This is a genomic window from Gallibacterium melopsittaci, assembly GCF_042433085.1.
Classification (GTDB): Bacteria; Pseudomonadota; Gammaproteobacteria; order Enterobacterales; family Pasteurellaceae; genus Gallibacterium; species Gallibacterium melopsittaci.
Genome location: NZ_JBHLWA010000014.1, coordinates 1 through 20,694, shown reverse-complemented (window position 1 = coordinate 20,694; position 20,694 = coordinate 1). Strand labels below are relative to the sequence as shown.

The 20,694-nt window shown below is 36.3% G+C and carries 24 protein-coding genes; 12 read left to right on the top strand and 12 right to left on the bottom strand.

Annotated features, from left to right (window positions below):
* Positions 1-5: 5 nt before the first annotated feature.
* The 4 genes from cysE to ACFFHT_RS03520 are packed head-to-tail and all read left to right on the top strand — an operon-like array spanning position 6 to position 4,542.
* Positions 6-797 (top strand): serine O-acetyltransferase, encoded by a 792-nt coding sequence (gene cysE / locus ACFFHT_RS03535; RefSeq protein WP_382373524.1) that lies wholly within the window; start codon positions 6-8, stop codon positions 795-797.
* Positions 798-841: 44 nt separating this feature from the next.
* Entirely contained in the window at positions 842-3,208 is a 2,367-nt protein-coding gene (gene rnr, locus ACFFHT_RS03530; RefSeq protein WP_382373522.1) for a ribonuclease R, read from the top strand.
* A 14-nt stretch (positions 3,209-3,222) separates the two neighbouring features.
* A complete protein-coding gene (rlmB, locus tag ACFFHT_RS03525; RefSeq protein WP_382373520.1) occupies positions 3,223-3,963 on the top strand; it encodes a 23S rRNA (guanosine(2251)-2'-O)-methyltransferase RlmB in 741 nt (246 codons plus the stop codon).
* Between the two features lie 12 nt (positions 3,964-3,975).
* Positions 3,976-4,542 (top strand): DUF5358 domain-containing protein, encoded by a 567-nt coding sequence (locus ACFFHT_RS03520; protein ID WP_382373518.1) that lies wholly within the window; start codon positions 3,976-3,978, stop codon positions 4,540-4,542.
* Between the two features lie 34 nt (positions 4,543-4,576).
* Here ACFFHT_RS03520 and ACFFHT_RS03515 read toward each other — a convergent pair whose 3' ends face one another.
* Positions 4,577-5,158 (bottom strand): Maf family protein, encoded by a 582-nt coding sequence (locus ACFFHT_RS03515; protein WP_382373653.1) that lies wholly within the window; start codon positions 5,156-5,158, stop codon positions 4,577-4,579.
* A 113-nt stretch (positions 5,159-5,271) separates the two neighbouring features.
* Here ACFFHT_RS03515 and ACFFHT_RS03510 point away from each other — a divergent pair, with 113 nt between their 5' ends.
* Positions 5,272-6,858 carry a DNA recombination protein RmuC gene (locus tag ACFFHT_RS03510; RefSeq protein WP_382373516.1) on the top strand — a complete coding sequence of 529 codons (1,587 nt, stop codon included), beginning with the start codon at positions 5,272-5,274 and terminating at the stop codon, positions 6,856-6,858.
* Between the two features lie 53 nt (positions 6,859-6,911).
* Here the strand turns inward: ACFFHT_RS03510 and ACFFHT_RS03505 are convergent, their stop codons facing one another.
* From ACFFHT_RS03505 to ispB, 3 genes are read right to left on the bottom strand one after another with little or no spacing between them, the layout of a single operon-like run.
* Positions 6,912-7,394, bottom strand: a complete 483-nt coding sequence (locus ACFFHT_RS03505) for a PM1805 family lipoprotein (RefSeq protein WP_382373514.1) — start codon at positions 7,392-7,394, stop codon at positions 6,912-6,914.
* 41 nt (positions 7,395-7,435) lie between these two features.
* Positions 7,436-8,146: an epoxyqueuosine reductase QueH gene (locus ACFFHT_RS03500; protein WP_382373513.1), complete on the bottom strand. Its 711-nt coding sequence runs from the start codon at positions 8,144-8,146 to the stop codon at positions 7,436-7,438.
* Positions 8,147-8,157: 11 nt separating this feature from the next.
* Positions 8,158-9,129 carry an octaprenyl diphosphate synthase gene (gene ispB, locus ACFFHT_RS03495; RefSeq protein ID WP_382373511.1) on the bottom strand — a complete coding sequence of 324 codons (972 nt, stop codon included), beginning with the start codon at positions 9,127-9,129 and terminating at the stop codon, positions 8,158-8,160.
* A 264-nt stretch (positions 9,130-9,393) separates the two neighbouring features.
* Between ispB and rplU the strand changes: the two genes are divergently transcribed.
* The 5 genes from rplU to ACFFHT_RS03470 all read left to right on the top strand — a co-directional run bounded on the left by rplU (position 9,394) and on the right by ACFFHT_RS03470 (position 12,875).
* A complete protein-coding gene (gene rplU, locus ACFFHT_RS03490; RefSeq protein ID WP_382373509.1) occupies positions 9,394-9,705 on the top strand; it encodes a 50S ribosomal protein L21 in 312 nt (103 codons plus the stop codon).
* 19 nt (positions 9,706-9,724) lie between these two features.
* Entirely contained in the window at positions 9,725-9,982 is a 258-nt protein-coding gene (gene rpmA, locus ACFFHT_RS03485; RefSeq protein WP_382373507.1) for a 50S ribosomal protein L27, read from the top strand.
* A 76-nt stretch (positions 9,983-10,058) separates the two neighbouring features.
* Positions 10,059-10,892 carry a bifunctional DNA-formamidopyrimidine glycosylase/DNA-(apurinic or apyrimidinic site) lyase gene (gene mutM / locus ACFFHT_RS03480; protein WP_382373505.1) on the top strand — a complete coding sequence of 278 codons (834 nt, stop codon included), beginning with the start codon at positions 10,059-10,061 and terminating at the stop codon, positions 10,890-10,892.
* A gap of 139 nt (positions 10,893-11,031) precedes the next feature.
* Positions 11,032-12,645, top strand: coding sequence for a phosphoenolpyruvate carboxykinase (ATP) (pckA, locus tag ACFFHT_RS03475; protein ID WP_065235318.1), 1,614 nt, complete (start codon positions 11,032-11,034; stop codon positions 12,643-12,645).
* A gap of 86 nt (positions 12,646-12,731) precedes the next feature.
* Positions 12,732-12,875 carry a hypothetical protein gene (locus ACFFHT_RS03470; protein ID WP_382373503.1) on the top strand — a complete coding sequence of 48 codons (144 nt, stop codon included), beginning with the start codon at positions 12,732-12,734 and terminating at the stop codon, positions 12,873-12,875.
* A gap of 54 nt (positions 12,876-12,929) precedes the next feature.
* Here the strand turns inward: ACFFHT_RS03470 and rarD are convergent, their stop codons facing one another.
* The 8 genes from rarD to yceD form a co-directional block, all read right to left on the bottom strand.
* Positions 12,930-13,835 (bottom strand): EamA family transporter RarD, encoded by a 906-nt coding sequence (gene rarD, locus ACFFHT_RS03465; RefSeq protein WP_382373501.1) that lies wholly within the window; start codon positions 13,833-13,835, stop codon positions 12,930-12,932.
* Between the two features lie 69 nt (positions 13,836-13,904).
* On the bottom strand, positions 13,905-14,135 hold the full coding sequence (gene acpP / locus ACFFHT_RS03460) for an acyl carrier protein (protein WP_382373499.1): 231 nt from the start codon (positions 14,133-14,135) through the stop codon (positions 13,905-13,907).
* Between the two features lie 251 nt (positions 14,136-14,386).
* Complete coding sequence (gene fabG, locus ACFFHT_RS03455; protein ID WP_382373651.1) at positions 14,387-15,115, bottom strand: 3-oxoacyl-ACP reductase FabG; 729 nt, start codon at positions 15,113-15,115, stop codon at positions 14,387-14,389.
* Positions 15,115-16,068 (bottom strand): ACP S-malonyltransferase, encoded by a 954-nt coding sequence (fabD, locus tag ACFFHT_RS03450; protein WP_382373497.1) that lies wholly within the window; start codon positions 16,066-16,068, stop codon positions 15,115-15,117. The genes fabG and fabD overlap by 1 nt, the downstream gene beginning before the upstream one ends.
* 30 nt (positions 16,069-16,098) lie before the next feature.
* On the bottom strand, positions 16,099-17,049 hold the full coding sequence (locus ACFFHT_RS03445) for a beta-ketoacyl-ACP synthase III (protein ID WP_382373495.1): 951 nt from the start codon (positions 17,047-17,049) through the stop codon (positions 16,099-16,101).
* A 74-nt stretch (positions 17,050-17,123) separates the two neighbouring features.
* A complete protein-coding gene (gene plsX / locus ACFFHT_RS03440) occupies positions 17,124-18,140 on the bottom strand; it encodes a phosphate acyltransferase PlsX (RefSeq protein ID WP_382373493.1) in 1,017 nt (338 codons plus the stop codon).
* A gap of 21 nt (positions 18,141-18,161) precedes the next feature.
* Positions 18,162-18,326: a 50S ribosomal protein L32 gene (gene rpmF / locus ACFFHT_RS03435; RefSeq protein WP_013745784.1), complete on the bottom strand. Its 165-nt coding sequence runs from the start codon at positions 18,324-18,326 to the stop codon at positions 18,162-18,164.
* Positions 18,327-18,341: 15 nt separating this feature from the next.
* Positions 18,342-18,869: a 23S rRNA accumulation protein YceD gene (gene yceD, locus ACFFHT_RS03430; protein WP_382373491.1), complete on the bottom strand. Its 528-nt coding sequence runs from the start codon at positions 18,867-18,869 to the stop codon at positions 18,342-18,344.
* A 206-nt stretch (positions 18,870-19,075) separates the two neighbouring features.
* On the opposite strand from yceD, the gene asd reads away from it, so the two are divergent.
* Positions 19,076-19,960, top strand: coding sequence for an archaetidylserine decarboxylase (asd, locus tag ACFFHT_RS03425; RefSeq protein WP_382373489.1), 885 nt, complete (start codon positions 19,076-19,078; stop codon positions 19,958-19,960).
* A 23-nt stretch (positions 19,961-19,983) separates the two neighbouring features.
* Entirely contained in the window at positions 19,984-20,619 is a 636-nt protein-coding gene (gene bamJ / locus ACFFHT_RS03420; protein ID WP_382373488.1) for a BamJ family beta-barrel-assembly machinery protein, read from the top strand.
* Positions 20,620-20,694 lie beyond the last annotated feature (75 nt).

Genomic DNA, 20,694 nt, shown 5'->3' with positions numbered 1-20,694 from the left:
GAATTATGTCAACATTATTACAACGAATTTGGCAGGGTATTCGTGAAGAGGCAGCATTATTAGTCGAGCAAGAACCTTCTTTAGTCAGTTTTTTCCATTCCACGATTTTAGCCCATCAACATTTAGGTACTGCATTAAGTTATATTTTGGCAAATAAGTTATCTAGTACTACTATGCCAGCGATTTCGTTGCGTGAAATTATTGATGAAGTCTATCATGATAATCCAAAGATTATTGAAAGTGCAGCTTACGATATTGAAGCAGTTCGGGTACGAGATCCGGCGGTTGAGTTATATTCGACACCATTGTTGTATTTGAAAGGATTCCATGCTTTGCAAAGTTATCGTATTACTCACTGTTTATGGCAACAGCAACGGAAAGCGTTAGCGATCTATTTACAAAATCAGATTTCAGTTGCGTTTGATGTTGATATTCACCCAGCAGCACAAATTGGGCGTGGCATTATGCTAGATCACGCCACAGGAATTGTGATTGGCGAAACCTCCGTTGTGGAAAATGATGTCTCAATTTTACAAGATGTGACATTAGGTGGAACAGGAAAAGAGGTTGGCGATCGCCATCCGAAAGTGCGTAAAGGCGTGATGATTGGGGCAGGAGCGAAAATTTTAGGCAATATTGAAGTTGGAGCATATGCCAAAATTGGGGCGTGTTCAGTTGTGTTGCATCCTGTACCTGAATATTCAACAGTGGCTGGTGTGCCAGCAAAATTAATTAGTCAAGATAAACAAGCTAAACCAGCGTTAGAAATGAATCAATATTTTACTTGTGAGCAGTAAAAAGCATTTCACTAAACTAATTGTTTAGAATCAAGGAGTTATTTATGCAGTATCAAGATCCTCACTATGCAGAAGAAGTAGAAAAATATGGAAATCCAATTCCAAGTCGTGAGTTGATCCTCACTGTTATCCGTGACCATCAAGCTCCAATGAGCAAAGAAGAACTTCTGCATACATTAGAGATTGAGGATCCTGAGTTGCAAGAAGCTATGCGTCGTCGTTTGCGAGCGATGGAGAATGATGGACAATTAGTTTTTACCAAACGGAAGCGTTATGCGTTACCAGAACGCTTAGATTTATTAAAAGGGACAGTGATTGGGCATAAAGATGGCTATGGTTTTTTACAAGTAGATGGTTCAAAAGATGATTGGTTTATTCCGAATAGTCAGATGCAAAAGGTATTGCATGATGATTATGTATTGGCACAACCTAATGGTTTTGATCGTCGTGGGCGTAAAGAAGTACGGATTGTACGCATTTTAGAGCGACGTAAGAAACAAATTGTCGGGCGTTTTTTCTTAGAAGATGGAATCGGTTATGTAGTACCAGATGATAGTCGGATTAATCATGATATTGTGATTCCGAATGAATATCGTGCTGGGGCAAGAATGGGGCAAGTCGTTGTTGTTGAGCTGAAAAACAAAGAGAGTGGTTTTTCTCGTTTGACAGGTCGTATCACCGAAGTATTAGGCGAGAATATGGCAAAAGGTATGGAAGTAGAAATTGCCATTCGTAATTATGATATTCCGCATACTTGGCCTGATGCGGTACAAGCACAAATTGCAGAATTAAATGAGGTTGTTGCTGAAAAAGATAAACAAGGGCGAGTTGATTTACGTGATTTGCCTCTCGTTACGATTGATGGTGAAGATGCACGAGATTTTGATGATGCCGTATTTTGTCAGAAAAATCCGCAAGGCGGTTGGACGTTATGGGTAGCGATTGCAGATGTGAGTTATTATGTTCGCCCACATACTGCCTTAGACCAAGAAGCTCGCCAACGTGGTAATTCGGTTTATTTTCCAAGTCGTGTGGTACCAATGTTGCCAGAAGTGTTGTCGAATGGCTTATGTTCTTTAAATCCACAAGTTGATCGCTTATGTATGGTCTGCGAAATGCAGATTTCCACAAGAGGGAAAGTACAACAATATCAATTTTATGAAGCGGTAATGAATTCGCACGCACGTTTAACCTATAGTAAAGTGTGGCGGATCTTACAGGGCGATGAAGAACTTAGTGAACGTTATCAGACACTGGTACCACATTTACAAGAACTTTATGCGATGTTTAAAGTCTTATTGACCGCACGTCATAAACGTGGGGCGATTGATTTTGAAACGATCGAAACAAAGTTTATTTTCAATGATTTAGGAAAAATAGAACGTATTGAACCTGTTGAGCGAAATGATGCACATAAATTAATTGAAGAGTGTATGATTGCGGCAAATATCTGTGCTGCCCATTTTATGGAACAACACCAAGAACCAGCACTTTATCGTATTCATGCGGTACCAGGTGAAGAAAAATTAACCTCATTTAGAACATTTTTGCGTGAGTGTGGATTGACATTAGAAGGTGGGTTAAAGCCAACACCAGCCGATTATGCTAAGTTAATGGAACAAGTAAGAGAACGCTCGGATAAAGAGTTAATCCAAACAATGTTGCTGCGTTCGTTAAGCCAAGCGGTTTATAACGGAGATAATATTGGACACTTTGGTTTAGCCTTGACAGAATATGCCCATTTTACCTCGCCGATTCGCCGTTATCCTGATTTATCTTTACATCGTGGCATTAAGTATTTATTGGCGAAAGCGCAAGGTTCGAGTAAACGTACTACTAAAGGTGGTGGTTATCATTATACGTTAGATGAAATTGATCTCTTAGGTGATCACTGCTCAATGACAGAACGCCGTGCAGACGAAGCAACACGAGATGTTGCTGATTGGCTAAAATGTGAATTTATGCAAGATCACGTTGGTGAGGTGTTTGAAGGGACGATCTCCAGCGTAACAGGATTTGGTTTCTTTGTCCGTTTAGATACATTATTTATTGATGGTTTAGTCCATATCTCTACGTTAGAAAATGATTATTATCGTTTTGATCCAAGTGGACAACGATTAATCGGTGAAAATAGTGGTATGTTGTATCGCATTGGCGATAAAGTGACTGTTCGTGTGGAGGCAGTAAGTCTAGAGGAAAAAACGGTAGATTTCTCTTTAGTAGCTACTTCTCGTCAACCACGTCGTTTAGGGAAAACGGAAAAAGATCGTGTGCTAAAAAATATGCGTTATGCGGAAAGCCTACAAAAAAGATTACGCAAGCAAGCTAATGTAGAAGAAACAAAGCGAAAAGTGAAGAAGAAAAAAGCAACGCGAAAAGCTAGAACAACTAAAAGTAAAAAACGGAAATAGTTTGAGATAATAAGATGAGCGAACAAATTTATGGTATTCATGCGGTGTCGGCGGTATTAGCAACGGCGCCAGAGCGATTAATCGAAGTAATGGTATTGAAAGGACGTGAGGATAAACGTTTGCTTCCTTTATTGGAAGCGTTAACGCAACTCGGTATTTCAATACAATATCTTACTCGTCAAGCCTTAGATAAGAAAGCTGATGGGGAAGTACATCAAGGCATTATTGCACGAGTACAAGCACCAAAAGAATATAACGAAAATGATCTTTATAGCTTATTGAATAAGAAAGATAAGCCTTTCTTGCTTGTTCTTGATGGGGTTACGGATCCGCATAATCTTGGGGCGTGCTTACGAACTGCTGATGCAGCAGGCGTCGATGCAGTGATTGTGCCAAAAGATAAATCGGCTCAATTAACTGCAGTAGCACGCAAAGTTGCCTGTGGTGCAGCGGAAGTGATGCCATTAGTGCGAGTAACCAATTTAGCGCGGACATTAAAAACCTTACAAGAGGAATATAATATTTGGGTGGTGGGTACCGCAGGTGAAGCTGAACATTCTATCTATCAAACAACCTTAACGGGAGCGATTGCTTTGGTTATGGGGGCAGAGGGTGATGGAATGCGTCGTTTAACTAGAGAATCTTGCGATCAGTTAGTCAGTATTCCAATGCAAGGTTCAGTATCATCATTGAATGTTTCTGTTGCAACAGGTGTATGCTTGTTTGAAATTGTAAGACAACAATCATTAGTTTAAGTGGATTTGTGTATGTTAAAAAAATTGTTTCTTTCAACATCAATTCTATTATTAGCGGCTTGTTCTGTACAGAATGATGATCTTTATCCAGCAGAATATGCAAATGCAGATTATGAGTTAAGTAATGAAGATGCACAACGTTGGGTAATTGCAAGCCATCAAGCAGAACAATGTATCTATCCAAATTTAACGCGTATTCAACAAGAACATTTTTCTAAGGAAGATGCTTATATCTATTCACAATATGTCTTTTTCTATCCATTAGAAAGTGTGATTGGTGCAGAATATGTGAAGATGATTCAGGCAGACGAAAAATCAATGGGTTTTGCGCAATACCAATTCAAAAAGTATAAGCAAACTGCATTTGAACCAATGCCAGCAGCGGATTGTGCTACATTAAGAGTGAAAGCACGAGATGATCTTAAAGTGGTTAAAGGGCAGTATCAAAGTGGTATGGCGATTGATGAAACTAAGGCGAGCTCAACAGATAGTAAGAAAAACCCTGATGGTATTGCAACTAACGAAAATAAATTCTTCTTTGATATTATCAAATGGGGTTCTGCTTTATTAATTTTATAGTCAATTAGAGTGTCGGATCACTTGTGTCCGACACTTAACTTAAAATAGATATATTAAACGTTTTAAGTAATTCTCCAGTTTCAAATAATGGTAACCCCATTACTCCACTATAACTTCCATTGAGATTTTCAATAAATAGTGCCGCTAATCCTTGAATAGCATAAGCACCAGCTTTATCCAATGGTTCACCAGTAGCAATATAATTTTTGATTTCAAGATCGGTGAGTGTTTTAAAGGTGACTTGACTACATTGCAGACGATGAAGTAAATGATGTTGATCAGAAATGGCAATCGCTGTGAGTACTTGATGCGTTTTTCCTGAGAGTGATTGCAATATTGAAAAGGCATGTTCTGTTGAAGAGGGCTTACCAAGAATTTCACCATTTAAAGTAATACAGGTATCTGCTGTGAGTAAAGGGTATTGTTGTTTATCGGGAAATAGCTGGCGGATACGTTGGTTTTTACTGATTGCCATACGGCAAACATAGTCTTGAGCTTGTTCTTGAACTAAAGGTGTTTCATCAATTTCTGCTTTGAGGACTTCAACTGTTAGTCCAAGTTGCTGTAATAACTGTAAACGGCGAGGACTATTTGAACCAAGGTAAATCTTTTGCATCATTTCAAGCTCTATTAGTAATGAGAAATAAAGTGATATTGTAATCGTTACGTCACTTTTCGCTAGCTTTTGTTATACTTAAATGCTAGTAAGAATTAGATAAGAGAATAACAATGGAAACAGGATTTTATCTTGCAATAGCGGTATTAGGGTTAATTTGTATTGGATTATTAATCATAAATGTACAACGAAAGAAAACAGCAGAATTCTTTCAATTACAATATACACAGACTGCGGAAGAATATAATAATTTGTTGAAAAAAACGGAGCTGTTAAATGAGCAGTATCAAACGGCTGTACAAGAGAAAGTACGTTTGCAAGCAGAAAAACAAGGTATAGAAAGTTTACTGCAAGATAAAAGTATTCAAAAACAAGTGGTTGATAGTGAGCTGCTTTCTTTACAAGAGAAACAGCAGCAACTTATTAGTGAAATAGCGAATTTACGACAAAGTTTTGGTCAAGTATCTGCTCAGGCAGAAAAATTAGTTCAAGATTTGCAATATACACAGCAACAGATCGATAAAAAAGAAATCGTCATTACAGAGTATCAACAGCAAGTGACACAACTTTCGCAACAATTAGCAACATTACGCACTAGTTTAGCTGAAAAAGAACAACATTTTGTTGAGCAACAACAGTTATTAGAAAATAACAAAAAACAACTTATCTTAGAATTTCAACAGTTAGCCAATCAGATCTTAGAAGAGAAAAGTCGGACTTTTTCCCAATCTAATCAAACGGCTTTAGATAGCTTATTAAAGCCTTTCAAAGAACAGATCGAAAGTTTCCAGAAACGAGTAAATGAAGTGCATTCTGAAACATTACGTGGCAATGCGTCATTGGAAGCGGAATTAAAGAAAGTATTAGATGTTGGTTTAAATATGTCGAAAGAGGCGAATAATCTGACAAATGCGTTAAAAGGACAGAAAAAAGTATTAGGAAACTGGGGCGAAATGCAGCTTGAAAATGCTTTACAATCTGCAGGATTGGTGGCGAATGAACATTATTTTGCTCAAGCTCACTTTAAAGATAAAGAGGGAAATCATCGTTATCCAGATTTTTTAATTAAATTACCAGACAATAAACATTTAGTGATTGATTGTAAGGTGTCATTAGTTGCTTATGAAAAAGCCGTTTCTGCTACTGATGAACAAGCGGTTTCGACTTATTTACAAGAACATATTCAAGCAATTAAACAACATATCAAATCGTTATCAGAAAAGGGATATAACAATTTACCTGAGATTGAAAGTCCCGATTTTGTGTTAATGTTTATCCCGATTGAGCCTGCGTATATTGAGGCATTGAAACAAGATCCAACATTATTTAATAGTGCTTATGAGAAAAATATTATTCTGGTTTCTTATACAACATTAATGCCGATCTTACGTACTGTTGCGAATTTATGGCGAATTGAAAAAGGAAATCGTGAAGCTCGAGAGATCAGCGATAAGGCAGGTGATCTCTATAACCAAGTATGCCTTGTCGCAGAACGGTTGCAAAAATTGGGAAATAGTTTAGGTAGTGTGATGAAACAGTATAATGATACGGTAACATCATTCTCAGGACAGCGAGGTTTATTTGGTAAAGTTGAGCGTTTTCAAACTTTATCAAATAGGGTAAGTAAGGATTTACCTCAATTAGATGTGTTAACGGTAGATATAGAAGTTGAAAAATTGCCTGAAGTAGAAAATAAATAGAAAAAAAGCGATCATAAAAGGGATCGCTTTTTTATTAGTAAAGATGGATTGTATTATTTCTTTTGTGCAGCTTCATCAACTTGTTTTTGTAAATCAGATAAAGCTTTTTCAGCATCACCTAAAGTTTGAGTCGTTTTAGCTTGTAAATCTGAGTAGGCTTTAATTTCATCTTGTGATGGTTGATGGCTAGTTAAATCAGAAGATTTTTTCATTAAATCAACGAAGAGTTTTAGACCTTCATTATATTTAGCCTGTACTGCTTTAGCCTCATCAGTATTAATTTTTAAATCATTAATTGCTTTGATTACGACTTGGTAGTTTTCAATAATGGTGTTGTATGCTTTAACTTTATCTTCATTAGTTTGTGCTGATTCAAGTTGTTGGATCAAATTAGTTCCATTCTCTTGCTTTAATGAGGTATCTAATGTATGACGAAGAGAGTCAACATCTGCTTTTAAATTAGCCGCTTTATCTCCACAAGCTGCGAGCAATAAAGCAAATAAACCAACCAAGAAAAAGTTTTTTAACTGTTGCATAAATTATATCCTTAACTAAGTAATTGAGTGATATTGATAAATTAATCGGCAGAGTAATAAAGTTTACCGATTTCGATTTTGGCACGACCTTGAGATTCGCGCCATCTATTGGTGTCGCGTAATGAATAAACGCAGCCACAATATTCTTGTTGATAGAATCTTTCTCGTTTACTGATTTCAATCATTCTTTGAGAACCACCGCCTTTACGCCAGTTATAATCCCAATAAATGACATCATCATATTTTTCAGCAGCACGATGACCACACCCATTAATTTGATTCATATCTTTCCAGCGAGAAATACCTAAACTACTGGTAAAAACAGGAAATCCGTGTTCATGAGCGTATTGCGCTGCTTTTTCAAAACGCATATCAAAACACATTGTACAACGGATACCACGTTCAGGTTCATCTTCCATTCCTTTCGCACGTTCAAACCATTCAGCTCGATCGTAATCAGCATCAATAAATGGAATATTATATTTTTCCGCAAAACGGATATTTTCTTCTTTACGAATTAAATATTCTTTTTGTGGATGGATATTTGGATTATAAAAATAAATAGTAAAATCAATCTCTGATGCTAATAAGGCTTCCATTACTTCACCAGAGCAAGGTGCACAACAAGAGTGTAATAACAATTTATTGTGTCCATCTGGTAATGTTAATTTTGGACGCACAAATGGGGCATTTGGATCTTTTACCGCTTTCTTTTTCCTTCCACGAGGAATGTTTTGTTCGATCTCTGACATAACTTTAAATCTTAATAACTTCGTTCAACAGAAATTTTTGCAAGGGAAATAAGAGCATCTTTATATGGACTATCATCAATGATAGTAAGTGCATCAATCGCTTTTTGGGCTTCAATTTTTGCTTTCTCAACGGTATAAGTCAAAGAAGCATATTTATCCATAATCGTTTGAATTTCAGTAAGATACTGACGGCCATGACCATTTTCAATAATAGAGCGAATTAATTGACTCTCCTCTGTTGTAGAGTGATACATTGCATGTAACAGAGGGAGTGTTGGTTTACCTTCCTCAAGATCATCACCAAGATTTTTTCCTAATTGATCAACATCAGCTCGATAGTCTAAAACATCATCAATTAATTGGAATGCAGTACCCAGATAACGACCGTACATTTTCATTGCCTGAATTTGTTCATTGGTTGCTTCGGCTAAAATAGCTGAACATTCAGCTGCAACCTCAAATAGACGAGCCGTTTTACTATAAATGACCTGCATATAACTTTGCTCAGTAGTATTAGGATCATTACAATTCATTAATTGTAAAACCTCACCTTCAGCAATGACATTTACAGCATCAGACATAACCTGTAAAACAGGGAGAGAGCCTAATTGTGACATTAATTGGAACGCACGAGTATAGATAAAATCACCGACCAATACACTAGCAGCATTACCAAAAATAGCATTGGCAGTATCTTTTCCTCTACGTAATGTAGATTCGTCAACGACATCATCATGAAGTAGTGTAGCAGTATGGATAAATTCGATAAATGTAGCACAAGTAATATGTTTATTTCCTTGATAATTCAAAGCATTGGCAACTAGAACTGCGATTAAAGGACGGATACGTTTACCTCCGCCATTTACAATGTAAAAACTTAATTGATTGATAAGTGCTATATCAGATTGTAGTTGTTGTGAAATCATCGCATTCACAGCTTTCATATCATTAGCCGATAATGCTTGAATATCCTGTAAATCCATACTTCCCTTCATAATAAATAGTGTAAAAACACATGTATAATGCTTTTGTATAAAGATGGTCAGTGATTTTACCTTAAAAATTTATATTTCTAAAATTAAACTATGAAATTCGGCAAGATTTTTTATTTTGTTGAAAATCCACGCTTGCTATTTTGTTTTTTTTTCCGTAAAATCCGCGACCTATTATGTGAATTTTAAAGTGCTGAGTTAGATAGCCTTAGGGTTTGATTTGATAGCACTATTTATTTAGCGGAGTTTTCTTCTATGTACGCGGTTTTCCAAAGTGGCGGCAAACAACACAGAGTGAGCGAAGGTCAAGTAGTTCGTTTAGAAAAACTTGAAGTGGCAACAGGTGAATCAGTTGAATTCGATTCTGTGTTAATGGTCGTTAATGGTGAAGATGTTAAAATTGGTGCGCCAGTTGTTGCTGGGGCAAAAGTAGTAGCTGAAGTTGTTTCTCACGGACGTGGCGAAAAAATTAAAATCGTTAAGTTCCGTCGTCGTAAACACAGTCGTAAACAACAAGGTCATCGTCAGTGGTTCACTGAAGTGAAAATCACTGCAATCAACGCTTAATTCAAAGGAGATCAGATAAATGGCAACTAAAAAAGCTGGGGGTTCAACCCGTAACGGTCGCGACTCTGAAAGTAAACGTCTTGGTGTTAAGCGTTTCGGTGGTGAATCTGTATTAGCAGGTAACATCATCGTTCGTCAACGTGGTACTAAATTCCATGCAGGTACAAACGTTGGTATGGGACGTGATCACACTTTATTCGCAACTGCTGATGGTAAAGTGAAATTTGAAGTGAAAGGCGATAAAGGTCGTAAATACGTAAGTATTGTTACTGAATAATTTCATCTCAGATTACAAAAAACTGCACTTTTTTAAGTGCAGTTTTTTTTATACCTTAAATTTAGGAATTTAGTCTATGCCAGAATTACCAGAAGTTGAAACAACACGGCAGGGAATCCTTCCTTATCTTCAAGATCAAGTTATTGATCACGTCATTATAAGAACACCTCGTTTACGTTGGACAATTAGTCAAACATTATTTAATTTAAAATCAGAACGCATTATTACAGTTAAGCGTAGAGCGAAGTATCTCATTTTTCAATTAGAGCTTGGGTATATTGTTGTCCATTTAGGTATGTCAGGATCACTTAGGATCGTATCAGCACAAGATCCAGTATATAAACATGATCATATAGATCTTGTTTTATCAAATGGCAAAATTTTACGTTATAACGATCCAAGAAAATTTGGTGCATGGTTATGGACAGCATCGCTTGATGATTTTTCTTTATTTAATAAGTTAGGGCCAGAGCCGTTGAGTGATGCGTTTACTGCTGAGTATTTATTTTCAATGAGCCGAAAACGTCATACAAAAGTGAAGTCGTGGTTAATGAATAATGCTGTAGTAGTTGGTGTTGGTAATATTTATGCAAATGAAGTGTTATTTAGCTGTGGGATTCATCCAGCCGTTGAAGTTGCACAATTAACCAAACAGCAATGTGAGTTGTTAGTTTGTAATATAAAACAAATTTTGCAACAAGCAATTAAGCAAGGTGGAACTACGCTGCAAGATTTTATTCAACCAGATGGGCGACCAGGTTATTTTAAACAATCATTGAAAGTATATGGACGTAAAGGTGAACCGTGTCATTGTTGTGGGCACCCAATAGAGAGCCAGATTATCGGACAAAGAAATAGTTTTTATTGTCCAATTTGCCAACCATTTTGTAATTCTCAAAAATCTAAATAAAAATTGAAAAAATCAAAAAAATTTTGCTACCTCTAACGAGTGAATAGCGGAAATTTGATCTAGATAACGTTTTTTTTTTGTAAAAAGGATTAGAATGCAAAACATGATTTTTTTATATTCAATTTGAAGGAAAATTATTATGTCAAATTTAAAAGCTTATTTAGATTCAGTTGGTATTCATGATGTAGCTGAAATTGTTCATAACCCAAGTTATGAACAACTTTTTGCGGAAGAAACAAAAGCTGACCTACAAGGCTATGAAAAAGGTCAAGTTACCGAACTTGGTGCAGTGAATGTAATGACTGGTGTTTACACAGGTCGTTCGCCAAAAGATAAATTCTTCGTTAAAGATGAAACCACTAAAGATACTATTTGGTGGACTTCAGACGAATACAAAAACGATAATAAACCAGTTACACCAGAAGCATGGAAAGAAATTAAAAAATTAGCAACCGAAGAGCTAAGTGGTAAACGTTTATTTGTTGTTGATGCATTCTGTGGTGCGAATGAAAGCAGTCGTTTAAAATTACGTTTTGTAATGGAAGTAGCATGGCAAGCGCACTTTGTAACTAATATGTTTATTCGTCCAACAGCAGAAGAATTAGCGAACTTTGGTGAACCAGATTTCGTGATTATGAATGCTTCTAAAGCGAAAGTTGAGAATTATAAAGAATTAGGATTGAACTCTGAAACTGCAGTCGTCTTTAACTTAACTGAAAAAGTACAAGTTATCTTAAATACTTGGTATGGCGGTGAAATGAAGAAAGGTATGTTCTCTTATATGAACTACTTACTTCCATTAAGAGGTATGGCTTCAATGCACTGTTCTGCTAACACCAGTAAAGACGGTAAAGAAACAGCGATTTTCTTTGGTCTTTCAGGTACAGGTAAAACCACATTATCAACAGACCCTAACCGTTTATTAATTGGTGATGACGAACATGGTTGGGATGATGACGGTATCTTCAATTTTGAAGGTGGTTGTTATGCAAAAGTTATCAACCTTTCAAAAGAAAATGAACCAGATATTTATAATGCAATTCGTCGTGATGCATTATTAGAAAACGTAACAGTTGATGCGAATGGTAAGATTGATTTTGCAGATAAGAGCGTAACTGAAAATACTCGTGTTTCTTATCCAATTTATCATATTGATAACATTGTTAAACCAGTATCAAAAGCTGGTCATGCAAATAAAGTTATTTTCTTGTCAGCTGATGCATTTGGTGTATTACCACCAGTATCAATTTTAACACCTGAACAAACTAAATATTATTTCTTATCTGGTTTTACAGCGAAATTGGCAGGTACAGAACGTGGTGTAACTGAACCTACTCCAACATTCTCTGCATGTTTCGGTGCTGCATTCTTAAGCTTACATCCAACTAAATATGCTGAAGAATTAGTGAAGAAAATGGAAGCTAATGGTGCGAAAGCATACTTAGTAAATACAGGTTGGAATGGTTCTGGTAAACGTATTTCAATCAAAGATACTCGTGGTATTATTGATGCGATTTTAGATGGTTCTATTGATAAAGCACCAACTAAGAAAATCCCAGTATTTGATTTCGAAGTCCCAACTGAATTACCAGGCGTAAATCCTGCAATTTTAGATCCGCGTGATACTTATGCAGAAAAAGGTGAGTGGGAAAAACGTGCAGATGATTTAGCAGAACGTTTCACTAAGAACTTTGTGAAATATACTGGTAACGAAGCTGGTAAAGCATTAGTTGCTGCAGGCCCTAAAAAATAATGAAGTTTGAGATGATTAAATAGTAAGAACACCTTACCTTTTTAGGTAAGGTGTTTTTTTATCTCTTTTAAAATGAAAGGAAAGCAATGATGCGTAGGAATTCTCGTCGAACATTAAAAAATTTTAAAACATTAAGAATTCGTCGTTTGATGTTATTGAAACGAATTCAGAAACGTAAACAGTATATTCAGGCACGGCATAGAATCCGCTTCTTAAAAGAGCAAGAATAATGAGTGTTTGGCTTATAGATATTTTGTATCTAATTTATCAGGAATCAGTAAATCTTATTTGATTGATTTAATTTTCTTAGCAGTAGGTGTGATAAAACTGTTGATTGCCAAAACACCTAATGCACTCCAAATAAAACCATAGGTAATATACGCTGCTGCAGGCATATCAATACCAAGAATAGTAACTGAAATCACAAACAGTAGTGCTGGCTCGATATAGCTAAGTAAACCAAATAATTTCATTGGTAAGATTGTACTGGAGCGAATATTAAAGGACATAGATAAAGCACTTACTGCTCCTAATAATGGCAATAAAATCCAATATCGAGATTCATTTCCTATTAATTGCCAAACATCTTGTTGAGGTAATAAATAGAGTAAGGCAAAAGGAGCAATAAGTGTGAAATCTAGTGTTAACCCTGGCAAAGTAGGAATATTCATAATCCTGCGTGATAAGTAATAAGGTGGGTAGAGTAGTACAACCCACAATGTAGTCCATGAGAATGCGTGGGTACGGTAGAGTTCATGTAAGATCCCAGAAATTGCTAGAATTAATGCTAAGAATTGTAATGTAGAGAGTTTTTCTTTCCAAATTAGTTTTCCAGAGAATACCATCACTAATGGGAATAGAAAGTATCCCATAGCAACATTTAAGCCTTCTCCATTAATTGGAGCCCACATAAAGAGCCATAACTGGCTGCCTAATATACCAGTTCCTAATAATACTATAATCCAACGATGAATCGATCTACCTAATGTATTTACAACGAAGGTACGGATACTTTCTTTTCTTGGATTTAGATAAGAGAGTAGCCATAAACTCAACATTGTCACAATAATGCGTAAGGCAAAAATTGTAGTACCTGTAAGTGGTTGCATTGAATAACTAAACAGATAGAGAGAACTAAATAGAATTTGAGAGAGTATGCAAAGAATAATGCCAAGAATGATCGGATTCATTTTTATATGTGCTATAAACAAAAAGGATTATCTTTAAGATAATCCTTTTTTCAGAAATTTTTACTAAAATTATTGATTGTTTTGAACGTAATCAATAGCAGATTGAACAGTAGTAATTTTTTCTGCTTCTTCATCAGGAATTTCAATATCAAATTCTTCTTCTAAAGCCATTACTAATTCAACTGTGTCTAAAGAATCAGCACCTAAATCTTCAACGAAAGATGCTTCTGGTTTAACGTCTTCTTCTTTAGCGCCTAATTGATCGACAATAATTTTCTTGACGCGTTCTTCAATACTCATTTGTTAATTCCCTATTTGTTTATTCTGCAAGAGGAGAAATTGTATGCATATTTAATTAAGTTGCAACTGCTAAATTAGAGGTCTAACCTCGACTCTAATCAGAAGGTCAAAATCAGTATGCATACATTGACCAAAGTTACATACTCGCGAGCAATTCTATCATTAAGTACAGCTAATTGCTATGCTTTTTCCTTACTCAAGATGATGAATCCGTAGAATATGTATTGCTGTTACAATTTCATAACAGCATATTAATTCATATACATACCACCATTTACATGGAGTGTTTCACCAGTAATATAACCTGCATCATCTGAAGCTAAGAAAGCAACTGCTTTTGCAATATCTTTTGGCTCACCTAAACGACCTGCTGGAACTTGTGCTAAGGTTGCTGCTTTTTGATCTTCTGTTAATGCATCTGTCATATCTGTTGCAATAAAGCCTGGGGAAACTACATTTACAGTAACACCTCGAGAGGCAACTTCTTTTGCTAATGCTTTTGAGAAACCAATAATACCTGCTTTTGCGGCACAGTAATTCGCTTGTCCAGGATTTCCCATTGAACCAACAACAGAACCGATACTAATAATACGGCCAAAACGTTTTTTCATCATACTGCGTAAAACAGCTTTTGATAGATGGAATACGGAACTTAAATTGGTTTGTAAAATAATATCCCAATCTTCTTCCTTCATTCTCATCATGAGATTATCACGAGTGATACCTGCATTATTGACTAATACATCAATATCCCCAAACTCTTGTTTGATTTGTTCTAAGACATTGTTGATGGAGTCTAATGAAGTAACATCCAACACTAAACCTTTACCATTTTCACCAAGATAGGTAGAAATAGCATTTGCACCATTTTCACTAGTGGCTGTTCCAATAACAGTAAATCCTTTGCTGAGAAGTTCTTCAGCAATTGCTTTTCCGATACCACGGCTTGCACCTGTTACTAATGCGATTTTTTGCATAATTATTCCTTTTCTTCGTTGATGGTTTGTGTAGCGACTTCTGCAAGTGAAGCATTATCATTCACTGCGACAGATTGGATTGCTGAACTAATACGTTTATTTAAGCCAGTTAATACTTTGTTTGGACCGATTTCAAAAGCGAGCTCAACACCTTGCTTTTCCATTTTTTCCACAGTTTCAGTCCAACGGACAGGATTGTATAGTTGACGTACTAACGCATTGCGAATAGCATTTGGATCTGTTTCTGTTTTTACGTCAACATTATTAATCACAGCAAATTGAGGCTGTTTAAACGAGATAGATTCTAAGGCAACCGCAAGTTGATCTGCTGCTGGTTTCATTAATGCACAGTGTGATGGCACACTTACAGCTAATGGTAACGCACGTTTTGCACCAGCTTCTTTACATAGCGTTGCGGCACGTTCTACGGCAGCTTTGTTTCCAGCAATAACAACTTGTCCTGGTGAATTGAAATTCACGGCTGAAACAATCTCATCTTCAGCTGCTTGTTCACAGGCTTGAATAATTTTGTCATTATCTAAACCAATGATTGCGTACATAGCACCAGTCCCTTCTGGAACAGCTTGTTGCATTAATTTGCCTCGTAATTGAACGAGTTTAATAGCATCTTGGAAATCAATCACGCCTGCACATACTAATGCAGAATATTCCCCTAAACTGTGTCCAGCCATAACAGCTGGAAGCAGTTCAGGATATTGCTGTTGCCATACACGGAAGATCGCAACCGATGCAGCTAATAATGCGGGTTGAGTACGCCAAGTTTTATTGAGTTCTTCGGCACTACCTTGTTGTACCAACGCCCAAAGATCATAATCCAATACAGCTGATGCTTCTTGGAAAGTTTGTTCAATAATTGGGAATTGAGTTGCTAATTCGGCAAGCATTCCAATTGATTGAGAACCTTGACCTGGAAAAACCATTGCAAACTTTTTCATGATATAACCTTTGTTAATTTTCAAAATTCATTAATAACGAACGAGGGCAGAACCCCAAGTTAAGCCACCGCCAAATGCTTCAAGTAATAATAATTGACCACGTTGAATTCTACCATCTCTAACAGCTTCATCCAGTGCAGTTGGAATACTCGCAGCAGAGGTATTACCATGGCGATCTAAAGTCACAACAACTTGTGATAGATCCATATTTAATTTTTTAGCAGTAGCAGAAATAATACGTAAATTTGCCTGATGTGGAACTAACCAATCAATTTGTTCTTTTTCTAATTGATTAGCAGATAATGTTTCTTCTACTACATTCGCTAATTCTCGCACAGCAATCTTGAATACTTCATTACCTTGCATGGTTAAATATTCAGGATTTTCCGTATTAGGTAAATTGATAGGTAAAGCGAGAATAGCAGAATCTTTAGCATTTGCGTGTAAGTGTGTAGAAATAATACCTTTTTGTTCAGATGCTTCGAGAATCACTGCTCCCGCACCATCACCAAAAAGAATAATTGTTCCTCGATCTTGCATATCCAAACGACGAGATAAGAGATCTGAACCAATTACCAGTGCTTTTTTTACTTTACCTGTACGAATAAATTGATCTGCAACACTTAACGCATAGACAAATCCAGAACACGCCGCAGCAAGATCGAAACTGATTGCATCATCAATATTTAACATTTGCTGAATTTGACAGGCGGCACTAGGAAAGGCGTAAGAATTGCTTGTGGTAGCAACAAGAATAAGATCAATATCATTGGCATCAATATTGGCAACCTCTAAACATTGTTTTGCAGCTTCATAACCCATTGTTGCAACCGTTTCATGTTCTGCTGCAATACGGCGTTCTTTTATACCAGTACGGACAGAAATCCATTCATCGGATGTATCAACCATTTTCTCAAGGTCTGCATTTGTTCTAATTTGTTTCGGAAGGTAACTACCTGTTGCTAAAATTCTGCTATACATAATTATCTCGTCATATGAAAAATTGTCGGAAATATTATCTTAATTTTATAGATAATCAAAAGATTTGTTACTACTTATGACAAACTCGTAAGGATCTTCTCAGGAATATTTTTATTCACTTGGGAAATAGCATGTTCAATAGCATGAGCAAATGCCACACTATTTGAACTACCATGGCTTTTTACAATGACTGATTGCAAACCTAATAATGAAGCACCACTATGCTTATCAGGATTAAATGATTGTAACTGTTGGTATTTATCTTTTAATAAATGACGGAAAATTTGTTGTAACCAAAGCATACACCATTTTGGTTGGGATCTTTCATTATCTTTCAGTAAGTGAATAATATTTTTTGCCGTACCTTCTAATGTTTTTAAAGCAATATTGCCATTAAACCCATCCGATACAATAACATCAGCAATATGATTTAATAACTGATCACCCTCAATAAATCCAACATAATTGAGATCAAGTGCTTGTTCAAGTTGAGATGCTGCTTCACGAATATGTGGTAAACCTTTAATAGCCTCAATTCCAATATTTAATAATGCAATTCGAGGATAGACTAAATCCAACATATTTTCGGCAAAAACTGCACCCATTCTGGCAAATTGGCATAACATATCAGCACTAACTTCTGTATTTGCTCCTAGATCAAGCATTACAGTATGTTGACCATTCATAGTCGGGATAAGAGAAGCTAATGCTGGGCGTTGAATACCAGGAATTGCCTGCAACAAAATTTTGGATAATCCCATTAATGCCCCTGTATTTCCTGCACTAACACACGCATCGGCATTATTTTTTTGTACTGCCTCAATAGCTAAACGTAAAGATGTACCTTTGCTATAACGTAATGCTTGGGCAATAGGGGTATCTGAATAAATTTGTCTGCTACAATGATGAATTGTAATTCGTTCTGATAGTGAACGGTTTGACGTTGGTAAATAATGCTGAATTTCAGCATGATCACCAAGAAAAAGAAAACGAAGCGTTGGATGCTTTTCCAACACTTGAATTGCAGCTGGGACAGTAATACGGGGACCAAAGTCCCCGCCCATCATATCTAACGCAATGGTTAGACTCAATTGATTACCTTTTGACGAAAATTATTTAATTTTACGACCACGGTAGTAACCATCAGCGGTAACATGATGGCGTAAATGAGTAGCACCAGTTTCTTTATCGATAGAAACTGCAGCAGTAGTTAATGCGTCATGTGAACGGCGCATATCACGTCTTGAACGAGATTTTTTATTCTGTTGAACAGCCATTGGCTATACTCCTAACTATTTTTGCTTCTTTAAACTAGCTAACACAGCGAACGGGTTTGGTTTTTTTGCCAATTCTTCAGGCAATTCGCCAAAGACCTGTTCAGCCTCGGACACTTCACAGTGTTCTGGTTCATGCATTGGAACCAATGGAAGAGAAAGAAGAAGTTCATCTTCAATCACACCCAATAAATCTATTTCCCCAAAATCATTAAGCTCGATCGGTTCATAAATTTCAGGTAACACATCAGCCTGATCCATGCTAGACACTGGACTGTAATTAAAAGTGCAAGATAAATGATATGGAAATGGCATATTGCAACGTTGGCATTCCAACATTACATCAACCTTTGCTGTACCTTGTATTACAACCAATTTTTGTGGATCGATTGCAAATGAAAGTTCAGCTTCAACATCATTTAGCACTTGATTAACCGCATCTTTTAAACGAGCCAATTGAACCTGAGAGTAATATCCCTCATAGTTCAAACGTCTTTGGGCTGATTTAATTGGATCAACGGTTAAGGGTAGTTTTACCTTTTTCATAGGGTGCAAATATTAACGTCAGATACAACAATAGTCAAAGGAATTACAGCTTTTTTATAAAAATAATAAAAAAATTTATCATGGAGAAAAAGAAAATCCAGATATTGATGATGATTGAAAATTGCAGAATAGAGATAAGTTGTTATAATCCAGCAGTTCATTTATTAGATGGACAAATTTTTCATTTTTTATAGAGGAAAATCCCTTTGAACAAGACGATAACCTATTTTGATAAACTTAAAGTGGCATTTCATTATGTTTTACCACAATTTTGGGTAACTAGAGCTGCTGGTTGGTTAGCAGAGAAGCAGTGGGGAGCTGTGACTCACGCTATTATTCGCCTTTTCATTAAAAAATATCGGATTAATATGCAAGAAGCATTGTATTCCGATGCTAAGGATTACGTTTCCTTTAATCAGTTTTTTATTCGTCCTTTGCGTGATGGTGTTAGACCAATTAACCAAGATCCAAATGCACTTTGTTTGCCAGCTGATGGACGAGTAAGTCAACTAGGTATGATTGAAGAAGATCGTTTAATTCAAGCGAAAGGTCATTATTTCAGTTTAACAGATCTATTAGCAGGTGATACTGAGTTAAGTACAACATTTAAAAATGGACAATTTATTACTACTTATCTATCACCAAAAGATTATCACCGTGTTCATATGCCTTGTGCGGGAACGTTGCGTAAGATGATTTATGTACCAGGTGAGCTTTATTCAGTGAATCCATTTTTAGCTGAACATATCCCACATCTGTTTTCACGTAATGAGCGTGTGATTTGTTTGTTTGAAACCGAGTTTGGACCAATGGTGCAAATTCTTGTGGGAGCAACCATTACGGCAAGTATTAGTACCGTTTGGGCAGGGGTGATTAATCCACCTCGTCCTAGTGAAATTCAAAATTGGCATTACCCAGCAAAAGGTGAGTCAGGTGAAATTCAGTTGGAGAAAGGGCAAGAAATGGGTGCATTTCGTTTGGGTTCAACTGTGATCAACATTTTTGCAGAAAATCAGGTAGAGTTTGCTGCTTATTTACATCAAGATACTGCAGTCCGTGTTGGTGAACTGTTAGCACATAAAGTTCAATAATTTTTAATCAGTAAGGAAATTTCATGTCACAACAATTTTTTGAACAAGTTTCATTAGATAGTGTAGAAGCAAAAGGTAGTTACGGAATTGGATTGCAAATTGGTCAACAATTATTAGCAAGTCAATTAGATGTTGAAGCAAGTGCTATTGCAAAAGGTATTTTTGATGTATTAAATCAAAATGCTCCAGCATTAGATCAACAACAACTTGCAGAGGCAATTCAACAATTACAACAACGTGTTGAAGAAAAACAACAACTTCTTTTTAAAGAGATTGAGGCAGCAGGTAAAGCCTTTTTAGATGAAAATCGTCAACATCCAGATGTGGTGGAAACGGAAAGCGGTTTGCAATATCAAATCTTAACTAAAGGCGAAGGAAATATTCCTGCGAAAACTGATAAAGTACGTGTTCACTATACAGGATCATTAATCGATGGTACGGTTTTTGATAGCTCTGTGCAACGTGGTCAACCAGCCGAGTTCCCAGTAAATGGTGTAATTGCAGGGTGGATTGAAGCATTAAGTATGATGCCAGTCGGATCAAAATGGCGTTTAGTGATTCCTCACAATCTCGCTTATGGTGAACGTGGTGCGGGTGCATCAATTCCGCCATTCAGTACATTAATTTTTGAAGTTGAATTATTAGATATTCTGGCATAGTAGACAAAATTGTGGCTAATATTTATTTTCTTTAAATATTAGCCACTCTTTTTATTTAAAAAATCCCGTATAAAC